The organism is Chryseobacterium tructae (assembly GCF_030409875.1).
Classification (GTDB): Bacteria; Bacteroidota; Bacteroidia; order Flavobacteriales; family Weeksellaceae; genus Chryseobacterium; species Chryseobacterium tructae.
In genome coordinates this window covers 2,824,294-2,838,786 of the sequence record NZ_JAUFQR010000001.1, presented here as the reverse complement: position 1 = coordinate 2,838,786, position 14,493 = coordinate 2,824,294, and the positions used below count along the sequence as shown (strand labels likewise).

Genomic DNA, 14,493 nt, shown 5'->3' with positions numbered 1-14,493 from the left:
AATTAAGTATTAAATCTTTTTTACGGAATTTTGTAAACGTCAAATACTGAGCATGATCGCTAGCTATTTTATGATATGTTAACTTTATTTAACACTTTAGTTTGTAGATTGTTATATGTGTAATTTTATATAAAATGAGTATGATCCGAGAGTAATATAAACATTTATTTTTAAAAAAATATTGAGAAATATCAGTAAATTTTTACAATTTGTGATATTTAAGCTTATTAAGTCCTTTTATGGAGAGTTATTAAATGTTTGATTGAAATAGATAGGTTAAAAAATGAATGGTAAGACAAAATAGCTTTTACCATAATTGAATGGGAATGGCTTTTTGTTATATTTGCGGAAAATTAATATCCATGTCCATATCAAAGTTTCCCCCTAATATAGGTGCTAAAATGCATACTCTAGAAAGATCCCGCTTCGGAATTCCTGTTATTGTCGGTCGCAAAACTTTATATAAAATTCAAAAATCAATATGAAATTAACCTTAAAAATATGTAAGTTCATTGGTAAACTTATAGCAGCCATTCTAATATTATTATTGCTCTCAGGGCTATGCTACCGATTATTCAGTCCAAAGCCAGTTCCACCAGGTAAATTAGTTAATGTGAATGGTACCAATATTCATGTAATCGTAGAAGGGGAAAAGAAAGCGCTACCTACAATTATTATGGAAGCAGGAGCACACAGTAATACAGATATGTTGCATTGGCTAGCAGAAGGTTTGAAAAAAGAGAGGAGAGTTATACGCTATGATAGAGATGGAAAATGGTTTAGCGAATCGAGCAATAATGATACTATATCTCCTGAGTTTTATGCACGTCAGCTCCACGCATTATTAGAAAAAATGGGCGAAAAGCCACCTTATATTTTGGTAGGTCATTCTATGGGCGGGCCTTATAGTAGAATATTCAGAGATCTTTATCCCAACGAAGTGGAAGGAATCGTTTTCATCGATTCAAGTCATCCCGAACAATGGAAACGATTAGCTCAAAAAGAATTAGTTCCTAAAGGACAAGCAAACCTTTTAAAAATAGGATCTGTACTTGCAGATTTAGGTATTTTAGGTGTTTATAATAGTACAATGAGCAAACCCGTCTATCAAGGTGATGGTTTACCCAAAGAATCGTATAAGCGTTCACAATCACTAACATCTAATTCTGGAGATGTTTATCGCATGTTTTTAAGAGAGAATGTACTCACGAATGATGTATTGATGCGAGCAGGTAAAGCAAAAAAATTAGATTCATTACCCGTTTTGGTATTTACTGCTACCGAACAGTATAAAGAATCCCAAAAAGAGAAATACAGAAAACAAGGAATTGACCCTGAAAAACAAGTTCAGTTATGGTTTGATATGCAAAAAGAGCTAAAAAATCTCTCTTCTAATGGAAAACAAATTGTTATGGATGCAAGTCATGGTAGTATCATTACAAAAAAAGAAAATGCTGATATCATCAATAAAGAGATCCTTTTATTTTCTGAAAAGATGGGAAAGAAGAATTAAACACTCTTTCAGAATGTGTGTATGTTATTGAAATACTATAATTTAAAAAGAGTTGTAATTTGATAATTACAACTCTTTACTATTCTGGTGGAGAATACGGGATTCGAACCCGTGACCTTTTGACTGCCAGTCAAACGCGCTAGCCAACTGCGCCAATCCCCCGTTTGAAGCGGTACAAAAGTAAGTATTTAAATGGGATAAGCAAATATTTATGAGAATATTTTTAAAATTTATCAACAAATCTCGGAATTAATGAAATTAGTCTTCCTTTCCGATACTAATTCGCTATATCAGGATCTGCAATGATAACTATTTATATTTCTCTAACGGGAATTATATATTTCATTTGCTTTCTCTATAGCAGAAATTGTAGCTTGTTCTCTTGTTGGAAATACATGATCACTTCGTAGAGGTTGAGCCCTATTGATTTGCCAGTAAAAATGAAAACCATCATAATATTCATTATTTATTGTGATGATAATGGGGATCGTATCCAACCATTCAATAACTAAAGCGACCTCAAACGTATTCACCAGGATTCTCAATTTATTTTCAGTATATAACAATAGCTTATCTTTCATCCAATTTTCAAAATCTTGTTTGGCTTTTCCGGTTAACATAATTTTATTTTTAGCATTCTTAATCAGTGGAAAGTTATTAATTTAGGTATTATTCCCTTTTATTTAAATCTATGTATTGTGAGATATTAAAAATAAGCATATTATTGCAACTTATTACAGATCTTCAAAAGAAGGACATTTTTATACAACCAATATCAATGAATTAGGATACGGAGCTGAAATGACTGGACATATGAAAGAATAGCATTTTATGCTGAACCTAATTTATTTTGAACATCATATCTTGACTCAATTTGAGCTTTGATTAGTTTTCAATCCCTGGATCTATTCAGGGATTTTGTTTTTCATGATCATATACAATGTAAAAGAACCAGATTATACGCATCAGTCCTTTTGTAAGAATTATTTTATTATGTTAAATCCCTAGTCAGAGAATACTCATTATATTTGAAACACAACAAATTAAAATAAAACCATGAAAAATTTCAAAAAAGTATCAAGAGAAAGTTTAAAAGCAATTAATGGCGGCGGCGGCCGAGAAAACTGTAAACCTAAATACATGTGGGTGTGCGAGGCTACAGGGATCTGTGGAGTAGAGCCCGGTGCAGAGTGTAATTGCCTGTGCATTCCTATAGTACCACCTACAGCATAAGATATAATCCCTCAAATTGAGGGATTATTTATTTTAAATAGCACTCTTTGAAAAGACTACTTTATACATAAAAGAAATGAATATATTCCTTATTCTTCACTTTTAGGTTTAAAGCTTCTTCCCACTCCTTGTCGGAGAAAAGTTATTTTTCCCTGCACTTTCTTTGCTTTTTCAAGAACTTCCAAAGCTTTTGTACGTTCGTTAACTTTGCCTGCGTGTGTTATATTATCTTGACGATCAATTTTTTTCATATAACAATATAATGAATTTATTTCTAAAAAGCAAATTATTATTCTTAAAATCAATATATTGTAAAACAGAATTAGAATTATAAAGGCTCCTAATAGTCAATTTTACAGGATTAATGCTGGATTTTAATTAAAAATATATTTTTTAATATAACTACTTTTTTAAGTAAAGAGATCTATGTACATATTTTATTATTATAAATCTCCAATTAGAGAATAATCGCTATATTTGGAATAGAACAAATTAAAATAAAACCATGAAAAATTTTAAAAAAGTATCAAGAGAAAACTTAAAGGCTATTAAAGGCGGAATTGGTTTTTGCAAAGCAGGGTATGTGCGCATTTGTTATGATATGAGCGTATGTGATCCTAATATTGGTGAAGACTGCATGTGCACATGCGTTCCCTATATCCCATAAAAGAAAAAAATCCCTCATGAGAGGGATTTTTTATTACTCTTGAGGGGTAACTTTGTCAACTATTGTAATAAAGCTGTTTTTTAAAAAATCTGATGGATAAATAAACTGTTCTCCTTTATCATTTCTAATAACGATGGCTGCTTGTTCATTGTTTAAGCACCTGTCAATCTGTTCTTGCATTTCATTAAGTCTGCCCGGAAGTATATCTAAAGTATATTTTCCTGTTGAATGGGTAATCTGAACAATTTTTTCTTTCATGATTAAAAATTTAATTCTTTCAAAGATAAATTTTTTCCCTTAAGTGAGAGGAAAGGTAATGATGTATAATGAACAGATAAATAAAATACTTTAATTTTTACTTATTTTTGTTTTTATTATCCGATAAAATCAAGAGAGCATTTATGACCCAACCAACCAAAGCTACTGCCATTGGCTTTTGTGCCATTCTATTATGGTCTTCCATCGTAGGACTTATCAAAGAAGTAAGCCATTCTTTTGGAGTAACAATAGGAGCAGCCTTAATATATACCATCGCCTCTGTATTCTTGCTATTAACCATGAAATGGGTGCCTTTATCAAAGTTTCCAAAGAAATATCTGATATTTGGTGGATTGCTGATGGTTTCTTATGAACTGTGCTTAGCCCTTTCTATAGGGTATTCTACCAATAGCAGGCAGGCGATTGAAGTGGGAATGGTCAATTACCTCTGGCCAACATTCACAATGGTAGCTACGATTCTTTTTGCCCATAAAAAAGCAAACTGGCTTATTATTCCGGGAATTATACTTTCGATGTTGGGAATTGTCTGGGTATTGGGTGGAGAACAAGGATTAGATATTTCTCAAATGGTTGCCAATATTAAAACCAATCCTTTAAGCTATGGACTGGCTTTTATCGGAGCTTTATTATGGGCGGCTTATTGTGTGGTAACGGTTCGTATTGCCAAGGGGGTAAACGGGATAACATTGTTTTTTATGATGGTGGCTGTTGCCTTATGGATAAATATTTAATCATTGGTGATTCAAGCACTATGCAGATTAATCTCTCTTCAATCATATATCTGCTACTGGCGGCATGCGCTATGGGATTTGGATATGCAGCATGGAACATTGGCATTTTGGGTGGCAATGTTACTATTTTAACAGGAGCGTCTTATTTTATCCCGGTTTTGTCATCAGCATTATCTTCCGTTCTTTTATCGACATCATTAGGACTTTCTTTCTGGCAGGGTGCCATAATGGTTTGTGCAGGTTCCGTACTTTGCTGGTTAGCAACAAAAGAACGGAAAGAAAAATAAGCCATTTTTTAACCGTAGGATTAAAAGCAGAATTTTATCTGTTGAATTCAAGGATCGCTAATTGCTAAAGGAATAGGATAAATTATGTATTTTTATGGGTTGTATAATGTATAAATAGATCAGTAAAAATATGACAAAGCATAAGCTAGCCTTACTCAGTACTGTTATTATATCCTGCCTGAATGCGCAGCAAAAGAACACCCAATTGCATCAGATATTTGACCAATATTATAAAGAGTCAAATATCCTAAGCCCCTTGAGTGCAACCTTTAACGGAATAGAAGGATACAATGATCAACTTCCTGCAGACGATGAAAATCAACTCAAAAAAATTCATGGATTTTATACAAAGTATGCCAATCTTCTCAAACCTTTTGAAAACCAGGATCTGAATAAAGAAGACCGTATTTCGTTGGCTATTTTGGAGAGTGATATACAAATTGCTCTGAAAACCGAAAAATATCACCCGGAATATATGCCTATCAGCCAGATGGGAAGTATGCCTAGCTATATGGCCATGTTGGGTTCTGGAAGCTCGGCACAACCATTCAAAACTGTAAAAGATTATAACAATTGGTTGAAACGTTGCGAGGCTTTTTCCAGATGGACGGATGTTGCGATCCAGAATATGCGTAAAGGTATTCAAGAAGGAATAGTGTTGCCTAAATCCTTAGTCGTTAAAATCATTCCTCAACTACAGAGTCTGGCGAAAAATAACGATCAGTCTTCTTTTTATGAGCCGATAAAGAATTTTCCGAAGAACTTTTCAAAAGAAGAACAGAAACGTTTAAGCGCAGAGTTTAAAAATGGGTTGGCAAAAAATATTTTTCCATCAATACAGAAACTATCCGATTTTTTTCAGAATGAATATCTGCCAAAAGCCCGTTTAACATCAGGGATTAATGCCTTGCCTAATGGGAAAGAAATGTATAAAGACTACATTTTTTCAATGGTAACAGTAGATAAAGACCCGGAAGATGTATATCAATTGGGTTTATCTGAAGTGGCGAGAATTACGGCAGCAATGGAAAAGATTAAAGAATCTATTGGTTTTAAAGGCTCACTTCCTGAGTTGTTTGAGTTTATGAAAACCGATAAGCAATTCATGCCTTTCAAAACCGACAAAGAGGTATTGGATGCTTATCAGAATGTATATGATAAAATAAAACCTGGTTTGGCCAAATATTTTGGGATTACACCCAAAACACCTTTTGAAATTCGTAAAACAGAAGAATTTAGAGCCGCTTCAGCTTCTCCGGAGTATTTTGCAGGTAACCTGCCAACGAACCGTCCGGGCATATTTTATGCTCCGATTTTAGATCCTACGAAAGTCAATATAACCAATATGGATATGGAAAGTGTATTTTTACATGAAGCTATCCCTGGTCATCATTACCAAATCAGTATTCAATATGAAAATACCTCTGTTCCTGAGTTTCGACAAAAATATATGAATGGAGCATTTGTAGAAGGCTGGGCATTGTATACAGAATCTTTAGGGAAAGATCTTGGGGTTTATACAAATCCTTATCATCAGCTGGGAGCATTAGGTACAGAAATGCATCGTGCCATTCGTTTGGTAGTAGATTCCGGACTGCATACCGGGAAAATGACGCGTGAAGATGCCATTAAATATATGATGGATCATGAACCACTTTCCGAACAGTTTGCAACTGCAGAAATCGAAAGGTATATGGCCATGCCAGCTCAGGCACTTTCTTATAAAATTGGTGAATTGAAGATCAAAGAATTACGTGATAAATACAAAGTACAGTTAGGATCAAAATTTAATATCAGAGATTTCCATGATACTATTCTGAAAGGAGGAGCAATGCCTCTCACTGTTTTTGAAAATTATATGGATGATTGGGCCAAAAGTTTTAAGTAAAAACGATATGACCAAATGCATAATCATTATTTAAGAGAAATAAAAAACCAGAGAAAGAATATTTCCCTGGTTTTATTTATTATTATACTTTGAATGCTTTATTATAAACTTCTGGAACGTGCTACGGAAAGAAGATATACTAAATGAGCATACATACTTCTCTTTACAGATTCTATTTTTATATCTCCGGTCGTTTGGTTAATAGTCGCCGTCAGATCCGTATTGCACTGCCCATTAAATTTCCGCTTCCTAAATAATTTGCAGAATTAGCAGCTGGATAGGAAATTCTTGGATAATCCGGTGCCGTTTGGTTGGCAACAGCGGCAGTATTTGAATATCCCTTATTATCAATATATCGGGCTGTCCATGTGCCTAAGAATTGTCCGTTACTTGTATTAATACTTTGCCCCACTACTACTTGTGTATCTACCGGGTTACTGAACCCTGCACAAGAGGTATAATGATTTAAAGACACAGTACAGGAAGAAGCATTGTCTCCAGGTTGAAAGCATTTTCCTTCATATACTGTTAACCTTTGCTCGGTAGAAGACATCGAAGTATTCAATAAAGCTTTAGGGGCAAAAATCTCTTCAGGAGAAATGAGTGTTAAAACCCCCTGAGCATTAGCAGCAACAATTTTATTTTCAGGATTTGAAAGTCCTCTTACCCTTACCGATCCGTTAACATCCAAGGTGTTTGTAGGTGATGATGTGTTAATTCCTACTTGGGCACTTGCGAAACTACACAAAGCAAGTGCGGCTAAAAAAAAAGTCTTTGTTTTCATGGTATTCTTTAAATACATTATTTTTTTCACTAAGGTAAGAATTATGTGTTAATGGAGAATAAAAAACTAATTAAAAATATGTTACGTCTAAATTTATAATATAATAATAGGCTAATTAATGAAAATTTTAAATACGGTCTTTTAGATATTAACTCAAAAATTAAGGTTCGCTATTTTGTTTGAAAAATATTTGTATTTTAGCCGGAATATATTGGTTTTTAACAAACATATTGTCTACTCATTAAAATTCAGATAATTTGAATAAAAAATTAGTAGATTTGCACGAAATAAAAAATAATAAATATTAAGCTCATTCTCTACGACAGGAAATTCCTTAATAGAATGTAATAGAGAATAACAGGATTTTTAGGTTATAAAACTACTGAAACTATGAAGAAACTTTTTTTACTTTTACTAACAGCATTTTTGTTTATTGGTTGCAGCTCTGATGATAATGAAACGATCTATGACTATGTAGGAACATGGTCCGGAACCTATGAAGGCGGCGATAAAGGAGTATGGAATTTTGTAGTCGATAAGAAAGGGAAAGTATCAGGAACGATGCACTCTGATGTTAGTAATGACAACTTTAATATTTCCGGTACTCTGAATAATACAGGAGATCTGGTTGGCACAGTAGGTCTTCCGTCAAAAGGAGAATTCAAAGGAAAGCTTAATCTGGATAAAAAAGCAAACGGAAGCTGGTCCAATACACTTCCAACTCCTGCTCAATACGGAACCTGGAAAGGGGAAAAAGAAAAGAAATAGAATAGAATAAAAGCCTGCAATCTTGCAGGCTTTTTTATTTATACAAATCCCATTCGGGAAATTTCATCGCATTCATTTTTCAATACTATAAAATAAATCAGTGTATCAGCTTCCGGAAAATGCTGTTTAAAAGATACTGAGTCCTGATTCAAAAAGATATTTTCCTCAATTTTATCTACTGTATAATTTTCTGAATTGAGCTTTATCGTAACGATCGTCGCATTTTCAGTGTGATGATTTTCTTTTACATAAAGAACATAATCCTGTTGTTCAATAACTGGTATTACATTCTCTATTTCTCCAAACTGAAAAGAGGTAAGAAGTTTTCTCCCTTCTGCAGTTTTAAGCCCGTTTACGACCGTTCGTTTTCCTCTTCCGGAAATCAGATCCAAATCCTTTATTTCAGTCATCAGCTTTGCAAACTTCTGGTAGAGTAGGGCATCTCCTGCTTCTTTCAGATAAAGATCCAGACTATTTCTGATAATCTTTCCCATTTTTGAGCAATGCCCGAACTCGGAACTGTTCTGTCTTACTTTTTCATAAGACGGATTCTTTTTAAAAGCCGTTTTATTAAACCCGCTTTTCTTCCGAACCACATTTTTTCCATTCAGAGTATAAAAAACAAGGTCACCTACAGCGCCTTTGATCTTGATGAGACTTTCATATGTTGCCATATCGCCAATATTGAACCCAAATATAGTAATAAATAACGGAAATCAAATTTTTAACATATATTTATCATATAGTTGTAGTATAGTTATAGTATAATTAAAATATAAAATGTATATTTGTGCATCAATCGTTAATCAAGTAAAAATCAGACGAGTATGGGATCAGGATTATTTGAAAAAAAATTGAGTATAAAGCAGCTTTCTGTATGGCTGATTGCCTCTGCTTTTGTAGTGTCTTGCGGGTCTTCAAAAAAAGTTTCTTCCAGCAAGAAATCAGGCTCTAAAACGGTAGTGAAATCCGAAAATCTGAGAAAATTGGATTCTAAATTCGATGGAAATGTATCAAGATCCATCAATGATGTCTTAAAAGATGCCGAAAAATACCTGGGAACACCTTACCGATTCGGAGGGAACACGTCTTCAGGTTTCGACTGCTCCGGATTTACCGTAAAAGTTTTTGAAGAAAATTCATTTAATCTTCCAAGAAGATCTTCCGATCAGGCTGAAGCAGGTAAAAATATCGATATAAGGGATGTAAAACCCGGTGATCTATTGTTTTTTGCGACAGCAGGTGGCAGCAGGGTTTCCCATGTAGGAATTGTTCATGATATTGGCCCGGATGGTGAAGTGAAATTTATTCATGCCTCCACTTCAAAAGGAGTAATTATCTCATCATTGAACGAGAAATATTGGAATAAGGCTTATCTTCATGCTCAGAGAGTTTTATAACAATTTTTATGGAGAATCGGCCATTTGCTTTTATTAAAACAGATAAAAAGCTGGTAAAGCTTTTTTTTAAAGATATCAATGTCATCAAAGGTCTTGGGAACTATGTAGAAGTTCATACCATAGATCAAAAAAAGCACATTTATTACCGAACACTTAAAGACCTGATTGAAAACCTGCCAGAAGAATTCATGCGGGTTCATAATTCATATATCGTCAACTTAACTAATATTGAATCTTTCGAAGATAATCAGCTGTTATGCGGAAATTTAAAGATAACCGTTGCTAAAAGTTATAAAGACTGCCTTCTCGAAACCATCAGTAAAATGATGCTTTGAAAAATTAAGCTACATTGATAAATAAGCCAAACACATATTGTATTGGCCACTCTGCATAAAAAAGTTTTTATTCTGCATTCCTTATAATAGTTTTACAGAAATTTTTCAACATGAATAAAAACAAAGCTTTAGACTTCATTAAAGCCAATACTATTATCGAAATAAAAGCTGGATCAGAGCGTTTGGATTTCCTTGAGATCTGGATGGTAATTATACAAGACAGGATTTTTGCCAGATCATGGGGGCTGGCAGAAAGAAGCTGGTATAATACTTTTTTGAAATGCCCAGCAGGGCAGATCAAATGTGATGATATCTTATATAATATTAAGGCTATAATCCCGGAGGATCTGAATCAGCTTACAGAGGAAATAAATCAGGCTTATCTTACAAATACAATTTCGGACGAAATAGTAAATATGCAATAGGAATCATTGAAGATAAACATGTTAGAAGAACGATGGAATTTATTATTTGTGATGAATAATAACTAGTGCAAAATACATTCAATTAAAATTACCCCATTCCATTGGCTTTAGCCGAAACTTAAAAAATGAAACGCAGGATAAACGTTTACTATCACACTCCCAACGTATAATTCATATAAAAAAGCAACTCATCTATGATAAGTTGCTTTTCTTTTAAAAAATTTAATAGATATGGATTAAATCTGCTCACAAACTGGTGTTGCAAGTTTATTGTGTTCAGTCTTCTCATCTTCTGTTATATTTTTAGGGAAAGAAAAGAAGCTTAGGAAAAAAGTGACTGCAAGAAGTAAAACACTCACGGGAAGAACATATTGAACTCCATAATAAGAACTGACTATTCCTCCAAGAAATGCGCCTAATGAAATTCCAATGTTAAATGATGACGTGAGCAGGCTGTTAACAAATTCCAGCGCATGATGTGGAATGGTTTGGGTAGTTCGGATATTGCAAACCAAAAAGCCTCCGGTATGAATCATTCCCCAAAGAGAGACAATGATGATCATCGGGATAAAAACTCCGCCTAAAAAATAAGCTAAAATTTGTATAGTAATTAACAGGATCAAGAATAACCTTGTTGTGAATTTTACATTCCAGTTTAATGCTATACCCATAAGCCAGTTACCAAGAGTTCCCATTCCTCCGAAAAGAAGCAGCATTATACTGATTTGTGCACCGTCCATTTTTGTAATTTCTTCAAGATAAGCAGTAAGATAAGTATAGCTGGAAAACATGGCAGCCAATGTACCAATGGTTGAAATCAGGTTGATCCACAGATGTGGGTTTTTCAATATGGTTAACTGGTTTTGTCCAGATTTTTCTTTTTCAGCAGGTATAGAAGGAATGAAAAATAATAATCCGATAAATGCAATCAAACTAATAGCACTACTCAGGAAAAATGAAGCTTTCCAATTGTGAAAGAGATCAACCGCATAGGTAGTCATCGGAATACCAAGAACAGTGGCAAGGCTTAGCCCGAGCATTACCGTAGAAACTCCTTTTGCCCCCTTTTCTTTGAAGGCAATAGCAATAGATATATTCCAGAAAAGAGGATGTAATACTGCTGGTAATATACGGGCTATCATAAGCGTTGTAAAGTTGGTGGAAAAAGCAGATATCAGATTTGAAAGTACAAATATGCTCATAACAAGACATAAGAGGAGCTTTCGGTTTATTTTACTGGTAAATGAAGTGATAAAAGGAGAGGAGATAGCAACGGTTATTGCAAAAGCACTCAGTAGCCATCCTGCAGCATCTATCGATACTCCAAACTGTCGGCTGATCGTTGGTAAGATGCCCACCACTCCGAATTCGGTGGTAATAATACCAAAAGCGCCCAATGCAAGGACGTAAATTGATCTTTTCATTGATTTAAAAAATTTTGATGTAGCAAATTTGAACAGAAAAAATGTAAAAAATCAGTATATTTCAATGATAAATAAGTACTTTTACCATATGAAAAGAGAAAATATAGATCAACTGGTAAAGGTAGAATACCATGTAACTGAAAACTGTCCTTTAAAAGGGAATCAGTATTCCTTTTTTCAGATCATTTATGTTATTTCCGGAAAAGGCTCCTTTACCATCAATAATAATATAGCCTCTTATAGTAAGGGCAGCTTAATATTACTGACACCTGATGATCAGCACCATTTGGATATTGAAGGAAAAACAGAGCTTTTACTCGTAAAGTTCAGCGAACGGTATGTGAAAGATTACAAATGGAATAATATTAACTCAATAGGATGCCTGTTATATGGTGCATCTTATCTATCCGGTTGTATTTTACAGAATAAGCCGGATGTGGTTTTGGTAGAATCAATTGTAGCCTCACTTCTTCATGGGATTCATCATCCGGATCTGTATCAAGAGGAGTTAACACTGCATTATGTGAATGCATTAATTGTAATTGCAGCAAGAAATATTTCAAAAATGCGGGTTGAGCATGCCGCATCCAATACAGATAAAAGAATAGTGGATATTATTAATTATATCCAGGGAAATATTCATGACCCGGCACTTTTAAAAGTCTCTGTAATTGCTCAGAAATTCGGACTCTCCGAAACCTATCTTGGCAGCTATTTTAAAAACCATTGTGGAGAAACAATTACCCATTATATCCTGAATTATAAATTAAGACTGATTGAACACCGACTTCTTTTCAGTGATATGCGAATTAATGAAATTGTCACAGAATTTGGCTTTTCAGATGAGAGCCACCTAAATAAATTCTTTAAAAAGAAGCATCAAATGAGCCTGACAGAGTTTAAAAAAACAAATGGGTCTGTTAAATCTATAGTATAGATAAATCCCGTATTGTGTTGATAAATATATAATTAATTAAATATTGATTCAATAGGAATGGGCTTTATCCCGTTCGCATTAAAAATGAAATTCCATTGGCTTTAGCCAAAACTTAGGAGATGTTGTCATCTTCAATGAGGATGAAATTTTTAAAAAGATGAGATCGTTATTGGTTGCCCTGTGGAATAGATCTGTTGTATGGGATGAATTATAAGAGTAAATAAAAAGAAATTATTGCAATAGGATTGCATGGTAAAACCTCTGAAATTTGCCTGAAATAACATAACCATGACAGATTTTATCAGATACTTTATTCCGCTTTATTTTATGCTGTTTTTTGCCGTTTCATTTCTGGGAATCAGCATTGCCGTTGCTAAAAAGATAGGAAAGAGTCCTAATGTTCTGCCAAAAGATGATTCTGCTTATGCATTGGTTGGCTTGTATTTCAAATTAATCTTGGCTGTATTATGGATCTATACACTATTGCCTTTATGGTCTCCAAGTATAGAAGAGGATTTTAAAATAGAGATATTGAGGTGTGCTTTGTTTCAGTACTTTGGGGTTGGATTGATGCTTTTTGCCTTTGTCTGGGTTGTAATCGCTCAACTTCAAATGAAGAATTCGTGGCGGATAGGTATTGATCAAAGTATAAAAACAGAACTTATTACCTCCGGATTATTTCAATTTTCCCGAAATCCTATTTTCCTTGGAATGACACTCAGTCTTATCGGATTTTTCTTTGCATTTCCTACTATGATTACCTTCTTTTTGTTCATAATCGGGAGTATTTTAATGCAAATTCAGATTCGTCTTGAAGAAGAACATTTGCTAAGACAGCATGGTTCGGTTTATATTGCTTATAAAAAGAGGGTTGAGCGTATGCTGAACCTTTATTAAAAGCATAAACTTAAAAACAGTTTTGCTGAACTTTTTTGTATCTTTGGCCGGTATAATTTTTCAAACTAATTTAAATAAGAAACATGTCGTTACAACAAACTATTGAAAACATTTGGGATAATAGAGATTTATTACAAAATGAAGACAGCCAAAAAGCGATTAGAGAGGTTATTTCTTTATTAGATTCCGGAGAACTTCGTGTAGCTGAGCCTACGGAAAACGGATGGCAGGTAAATGAATGGGTGAAGAAAGCAGTAGTAATGTATTTCCCGATCCAAAAGATGGAAACTATTGAAGTAGGCCCATTTGAATTCCATGACAAGATTCCTTTAAAGAAAAATTATGCGGAAAAAGGAGTAAGAGTGGTTCCTCATGCCATTGCGAGAGAAGGTTCTTTCGTAGCTTCAGGAGTAATTTTGATGCCATCTTATGTAAACATTGGAGCTTATGTAGATTCAGGAACAATGGTAGACACTTGGGCAACAGTAGGAAGCTGTGCACAGATCGGTAAAAACGTTCACTTAAGTGGTGGTGTAGGTATTGGTGGTGTATTAGAACCATTACAGGCAGCTCCGGTAATTATTGAAGATGATTGTTTCATCGGTTCAAGATGCATCGTTGTAGAAGGAGTTCACGTAGAAAAAGAAGCGGTATTGGGAGCGAATGTTGTTTTAACAGCTTCTACAAAAATTATTGACGTAACAGGAAGTGAACCAATTGAAATTAAAGGAAGAGTTCCTGCTCGTTCTGTAGTTATTCCTGGAAGTTATACAAAACAATATCCTGCAGGTGAATATCAGGTTCCATGTGCATTGATCATTGGTCAGAGAAAAGAATCTACAGATAAAAAGACTTCTCTTAATGATGCTTTGAGAGAAAATAATGTAGCTGTTTAAGATTAAGTTTTTAAACTAATACCAACCTA

The 14,493-nt window shown here is 34.1% G+C and carries 19 protein-coding genes and 1 tRNA gene; 12 read left to right on the top strand and 8 right to left on the bottom strand.

Annotation, left to right across the window (positions count from 1 at the left end; translation table 11 throughout):
• Positions 1-481 precede the first annotated feature (481 nt).
• Positions 482-1,513 (top strand): alpha/beta fold hydrolase, encoded by a 1,032-nt coding sequence (locus tag QWZ06_RS14105; RefSeq protein WP_290298887.1) that lies wholly within the window; start codon positions 482-484, stop codon positions 1,511-1,513.
• Positions 1,514-1,598: 85 nt separating this feature from the next.
• Here the strand turns inward: QWZ06_RS14105 and QWZ06_RS14100 are convergent.
• Positions 1,599-1,675 (bottom strand) — tRNA-Ala (locus QWZ06_RS14100).
• A 161-nt stretch (positions 1,676-1,836) separates the two neighbouring features.
• A complete protein-coding gene (locus QWZ06_RS14095; RefSeq protein WP_290298885.1) occupies positions 1,837-2,133 on the bottom strand; it encodes a hypothetical protein in 297 nt (98 codons plus the stop codon).
• 436 nt (positions 2,134-2,569) lie between these two features.
• Between QWZ06_RS14095 and QWZ06_RS28205 the strand changes: the two genes are divergently transcribed.
• The gene (locus QWZ06_RS28205; protein WP_435384122.1) at positions 2,570-2,746 is read left to right on the top strand and encodes a bacteriocin-like protein; all 177 of its coding nucleotides are present in this window, start codon (positions 2,570-2,572) and stop codon (positions 2,744-2,746) included.
• An 89-nt stretch (positions 2,747-2,835) separates the two neighbouring features.
• On the opposite strand, the gene QWZ06_RS14090 is transcribed toward QWZ06_RS28205, so the two are convergent.
• On the bottom strand, positions 2,836-2,997 hold the full coding sequence (locus QWZ06_RS14090; protein WP_290298884.1) for a hypothetical protein: 162 nt from the start codon (positions 2,995-2,997) through the stop codon (positions 2,836-2,838).
• Positions 2,998-3,251: 254 nt separating this feature from the next.
• Between QWZ06_RS14090 and QWZ06_RS28200 the strand changes: the two genes are divergently transcribed.
• The gene (locus QWZ06_RS28200; protein WP_435384121.1) at positions 3,252-3,413 is read left to right on the top strand and encodes a bacteriocin-like protein; all 162 of its coding nucleotides are present in this window, start codon (positions 3,252-3,254) and stop codon (positions 3,411-3,413) included.
• 33 nt (positions 3,414-3,446) lie between these two features.
• On the opposite strand, the gene QWZ06_RS14085 is transcribed toward QWZ06_RS28200, so the two are convergent.
• Positions 3,447-3,671 carry a glyceraldehyde-3-phosphate dehydrogenase gene (locus QWZ06_RS14085; RefSeq protein ID WP_290298882.1) on the bottom strand — a complete coding sequence of 75 codons (225 nt, stop codon included), beginning with the start codon at positions 3,669-3,671 and terminating at the stop codon, positions 3,447-3,449.
• A gap of 143 nt (positions 3,672-3,814) precedes the next feature.
• Here QWZ06_RS14085 and yddG point away from each other — a divergent pair, with 143 nt between their 5' ends.
• Positions 3,815-4,423, top strand: coding sequence for an aromatic amino acid DMT transporter YddG (gene yddG / locus QWZ06_RS14080; RefSeq protein WP_290298880.1), 609 nt, complete (start codon positions 3,815-3,817; stop codon positions 4,421-4,423).
• 142 nt (positions 4,424-4,565) lie between these two features.
• Here the strand turns inward: yddG and QWZ06_RS28195 are convergent, their stop codons facing one another.
• On the bottom strand, positions 4,566-4,715 hold the full coding sequence (locus tag QWZ06_RS28195; RefSeq protein WP_290298877.1) for a hypothetical protein: 150 nt from the start codon (positions 4,713-4,715) through the stop codon (positions 4,566-4,568).
• A 125-nt stretch (positions 4,716-4,840) separates the two neighbouring features.
• Between QWZ06_RS28195 and QWZ06_RS14070 the strand changes: the two genes are divergently transcribed.
• The gene (locus tag QWZ06_RS14070; protein WP_290298874.1) at positions 4,841-6,598 is read left to right on the top strand and encodes a DUF885 domain-containing protein; all 1,758 of its coding nucleotides are present in this window, start codon (positions 4,841-4,843) and stop codon (positions 6,596-6,598) included.
• 211 nt (positions 6,599-6,809) lie between these two features.
• On the opposite strand, the gene QWZ06_RS14065 is transcribed toward QWZ06_RS14070, so the two are convergent.
• Entirely contained in the window at positions 6,810-7,382 is a 573-nt protein-coding gene (locus tag QWZ06_RS14065) for a hypothetical protein (RefSeq protein WP_290298872.1), read from the bottom strand.
• A 390-nt stretch (positions 7,383-7,772) separates the two neighbouring features.
• On the opposite strand from QWZ06_RS14065, the gene QWZ06_RS14060 reads away from it, so the two are divergent.
• Positions 7,773-8,150: a hypothetical protein gene (locus tag QWZ06_RS14060; protein WP_290298871.1), complete on the top strand. Its 378-nt coding sequence runs from the start codon at positions 7,773-7,775 to the stop codon at positions 8,148-8,150.
• 38 nt (positions 8,151-8,188) lie between these two features.
• Here QWZ06_RS14060 and QWZ06_RS14055 read toward each other — a convergent pair whose 3' ends face one another.
• Positions 8,189-8,824, bottom strand: a complete 636-nt coding sequence (locus QWZ06_RS14055) for a hypothetical protein (protein WP_290298869.1) — start codon at positions 8,822-8,824, stop codon at positions 8,189-8,191.
• Positions 8,825-8,977: 153 nt separating this feature from the next.
• On the opposite strand from QWZ06_RS14055, the gene QWZ06_RS14050 reads away from it, so the two are divergent.
• The 3 genes from QWZ06_RS14050 to QWZ06_RS14040 all read left to right on the top strand — a co-directional run bounded on the left by QWZ06_RS14050 (position 8,978) and on the right by QWZ06_RS14040 (position 10,310).
• Complete coding sequence (locus tag QWZ06_RS14050; protein ID WP_290298868.1) at positions 8,978-9,550, top strand: C40 family peptidase; 573 nt, start codon at positions 8,978-8,980, stop codon at positions 9,548-9,550.
• An 8-nt stretch (positions 9,551-9,558) separates the two neighbouring features.
• The gene (locus QWZ06_RS14045; RefSeq protein ID WP_290298866.1) at positions 9,559-9,885 is read left to right on the top strand and encodes a LytR/AlgR family response regulator transcription factor; all 327 of its coding nucleotides are present in this window, start codon (positions 9,559-9,561) and stop codon (positions 9,883-9,885) included.
• 110 nt (positions 9,886-9,995) lie between these two features.
• A complete protein-coding gene (locus QWZ06_RS14040) occupies positions 9,996-10,310 on the top strand; it encodes a DUF2255 family protein (protein ID WP_290298864.1) in 315 nt (104 codons plus the stop codon).
• Positions 10,311-10,546: 236 nt separating this feature from the next.
• On the opposite strand, the gene QWZ06_RS14035 is transcribed toward QWZ06_RS14040, so the two are convergent.
• Positions 10,547-11,734, bottom strand: a complete 1,188-nt coding sequence (locus QWZ06_RS14035; RefSeq protein WP_290298863.1) for an MFS transporter — start codon at positions 11,732-11,734, stop codon at positions 10,547-10,549.
• Positions 11,735-11,798: 64 nt separating this feature from the next.
• Here QWZ06_RS14035 and QWZ06_RS14030 point away from each other — a divergent pair, with 64 nt between their 5' ends.
• From QWZ06_RS14030 to QWZ06_RS14020, 3 genes are all read left to right on the top strand, one after another.
• The gene (locus QWZ06_RS14030; RefSeq protein WP_290298861.1) at positions 11,799-12,671 is read left to right on the top strand and encodes an AraC family transcriptional regulator; all 873 of its coding nucleotides are present in this window, start codon (positions 11,799-11,801) and stop codon (positions 12,669-12,671) included.
• A 288-nt stretch (positions 12,672-12,959) separates the two neighbouring features.
• Positions 12,960-13,568: a methyltransferase family protein gene (locus QWZ06_RS14025; protein WP_290298859.1), complete on the top strand. Its 609-nt coding sequence runs from the start codon at positions 12,960-12,962 to the stop codon at positions 13,566-13,568.
• Positions 13,569-13,651: 83 nt separating this feature from the next.
• Entirely contained in the window at positions 13,652-14,464 is an 813-nt protein-coding gene (locus tag QWZ06_RS14020; RefSeq protein WP_047492905.1) for a 2,3,4,5-tetrahydropyridine-2,6-dicarboxylate N-succinyltransferase, read from the top strand.
• The last annotated feature ends 29 nt before the right edge of the window (positions 14,465-14,493 follow it).

Excerpts from the sequence above, each read along its gene's own strand:
- QWZ06_RS14025 (WP_290298859.1), top strand. The coding sequence starts at position 12,960 with ATGACAGATTTTATCAGATACTTTATTCCGCTTTATTTTATGCTGTTT.
- QWZ06_RS14045 (WP_290298866.1), top strand. The coding sequence starts at position 9,559 with ATGGAGAATCGGCCATTTGCTTTTATTAAAACAGATAAAAAGCTGGTA.
- QWZ06_RS14035 (WP_290298863.1), bottom strand. The coding sequence starts at position 11,734 with ATGAAAAGATCAATTTACGTCCTTGCATTGGGCGCTTTTGGTATTATT.
- QWZ06_RS14050 (WP_290298868.1), top strand. The coding sequence starts at position 8,978 with ATGGGATCAGGATTATTTGAAAAAAAATTGAGTATAAAGCAGCTTTCT.
- QWZ06_RS28205 (WP_435384122.1), top strand. The coding sequence starts at position 2,570 with ATGAAAAATTTCAAAAAAGTATCAAGAGAAAGTTTAAAAGCAATTAAT.
- QWZ06_RS14060 (WP_290298871.1), top strand. The coding sequence starts at position 7,773 with ATGAAGAAACTTTTTTTACTTTTACTAACAGCATTTTTGTTTATTGGT.
- QWZ06_RS14055 (WP_290298869.1), bottom strand. The coding sequence starts at position 8,824 with ATGGCAACATATGAAAGTCTCATCAAGATCAAAGGCGCTGTAGGTGAC.
- yddG (WP_290298880.1), top strand. The coding sequence starts at position 3,815 with ATGACCCAACCAACCAAAGCTACTGCCATTGGCTTTTGTGCCATTCTA.
- QWZ06_RS28195 (WP_290298877.1), bottom strand. The coding sequence starts at position 4,715 with ATGGCTTATTTTTCTTTCCGTTCTTTTGTTGCTAACCAGCAAAGTACG.
- QWZ06_RS28200 (WP_435384121.1), top strand. The coding sequence starts at position 3,252 with ATGAAAAATTTTAAAAAAGTATCAAGAGAAAACTTAAAGGCTATTAAA.
- QWZ06_RS14040 (WP_290298864.1), top strand. The coding sequence starts at position 9,996 with ATGAATAAAAACAAAGCTTTAGACTTCATTAAAGCCAATACTATTATC.
- QWZ06_RS14090 (WP_290298884.1), bottom strand. The coding sequence starts at position 2,997 with ATGAAAAAAATTGATCGTCAAGATAATATAACACACGCAGGCAAAGTT.
- QWZ06_RS14070 (WP_290298874.1), top strand. The coding sequence starts at position 4,841 with ATGACAAAGCATAAGCTAGCCTTACTCAGTACTGTTATTATATCCTGC.
- QWZ06_RS14020 (WP_047492905.1), top strand. The coding sequence starts at position 13,652 with ATGTCGTTACAACAAACTATTGAAAACATTTGGGATAATAGAGATTTA.
- QWZ06_RS14105 (WP_290298887.1), top strand. The coding sequence starts at position 482 with ATGAAATTAACCTTAAAAATATGTAAGTTCATTGGTAAACTTATAGCA.
- QWZ06_RS14065 (WP_290298872.1), bottom strand. The coding sequence starts at position 7,382 with ATGAAAACAAAGACTTTTTTTTTAGCCGCACTTGCTTTGTGTAGTTTC.
- QWZ06_RS14085 (WP_290298882.1), bottom strand. The coding sequence starts at position 3,671 with ATGAAAGAAAAAATTGTTCAGATTACCCATTCAACAGGAAAATATACT.
- QWZ06_RS14030 (WP_290298861.1), top strand. The coding sequence starts at position 11,799 with ATGATAAATAAGTACTTTTACCATATGAAAAGAGAAAATATAGATCAA.
- QWZ06_RS14095 (WP_290298885.1), bottom strand. The coding sequence starts at position 2,133 with ATGTTAACCGGAAAAGCCAAACAAGATTTTGAAAATTGGATGAAAGAT.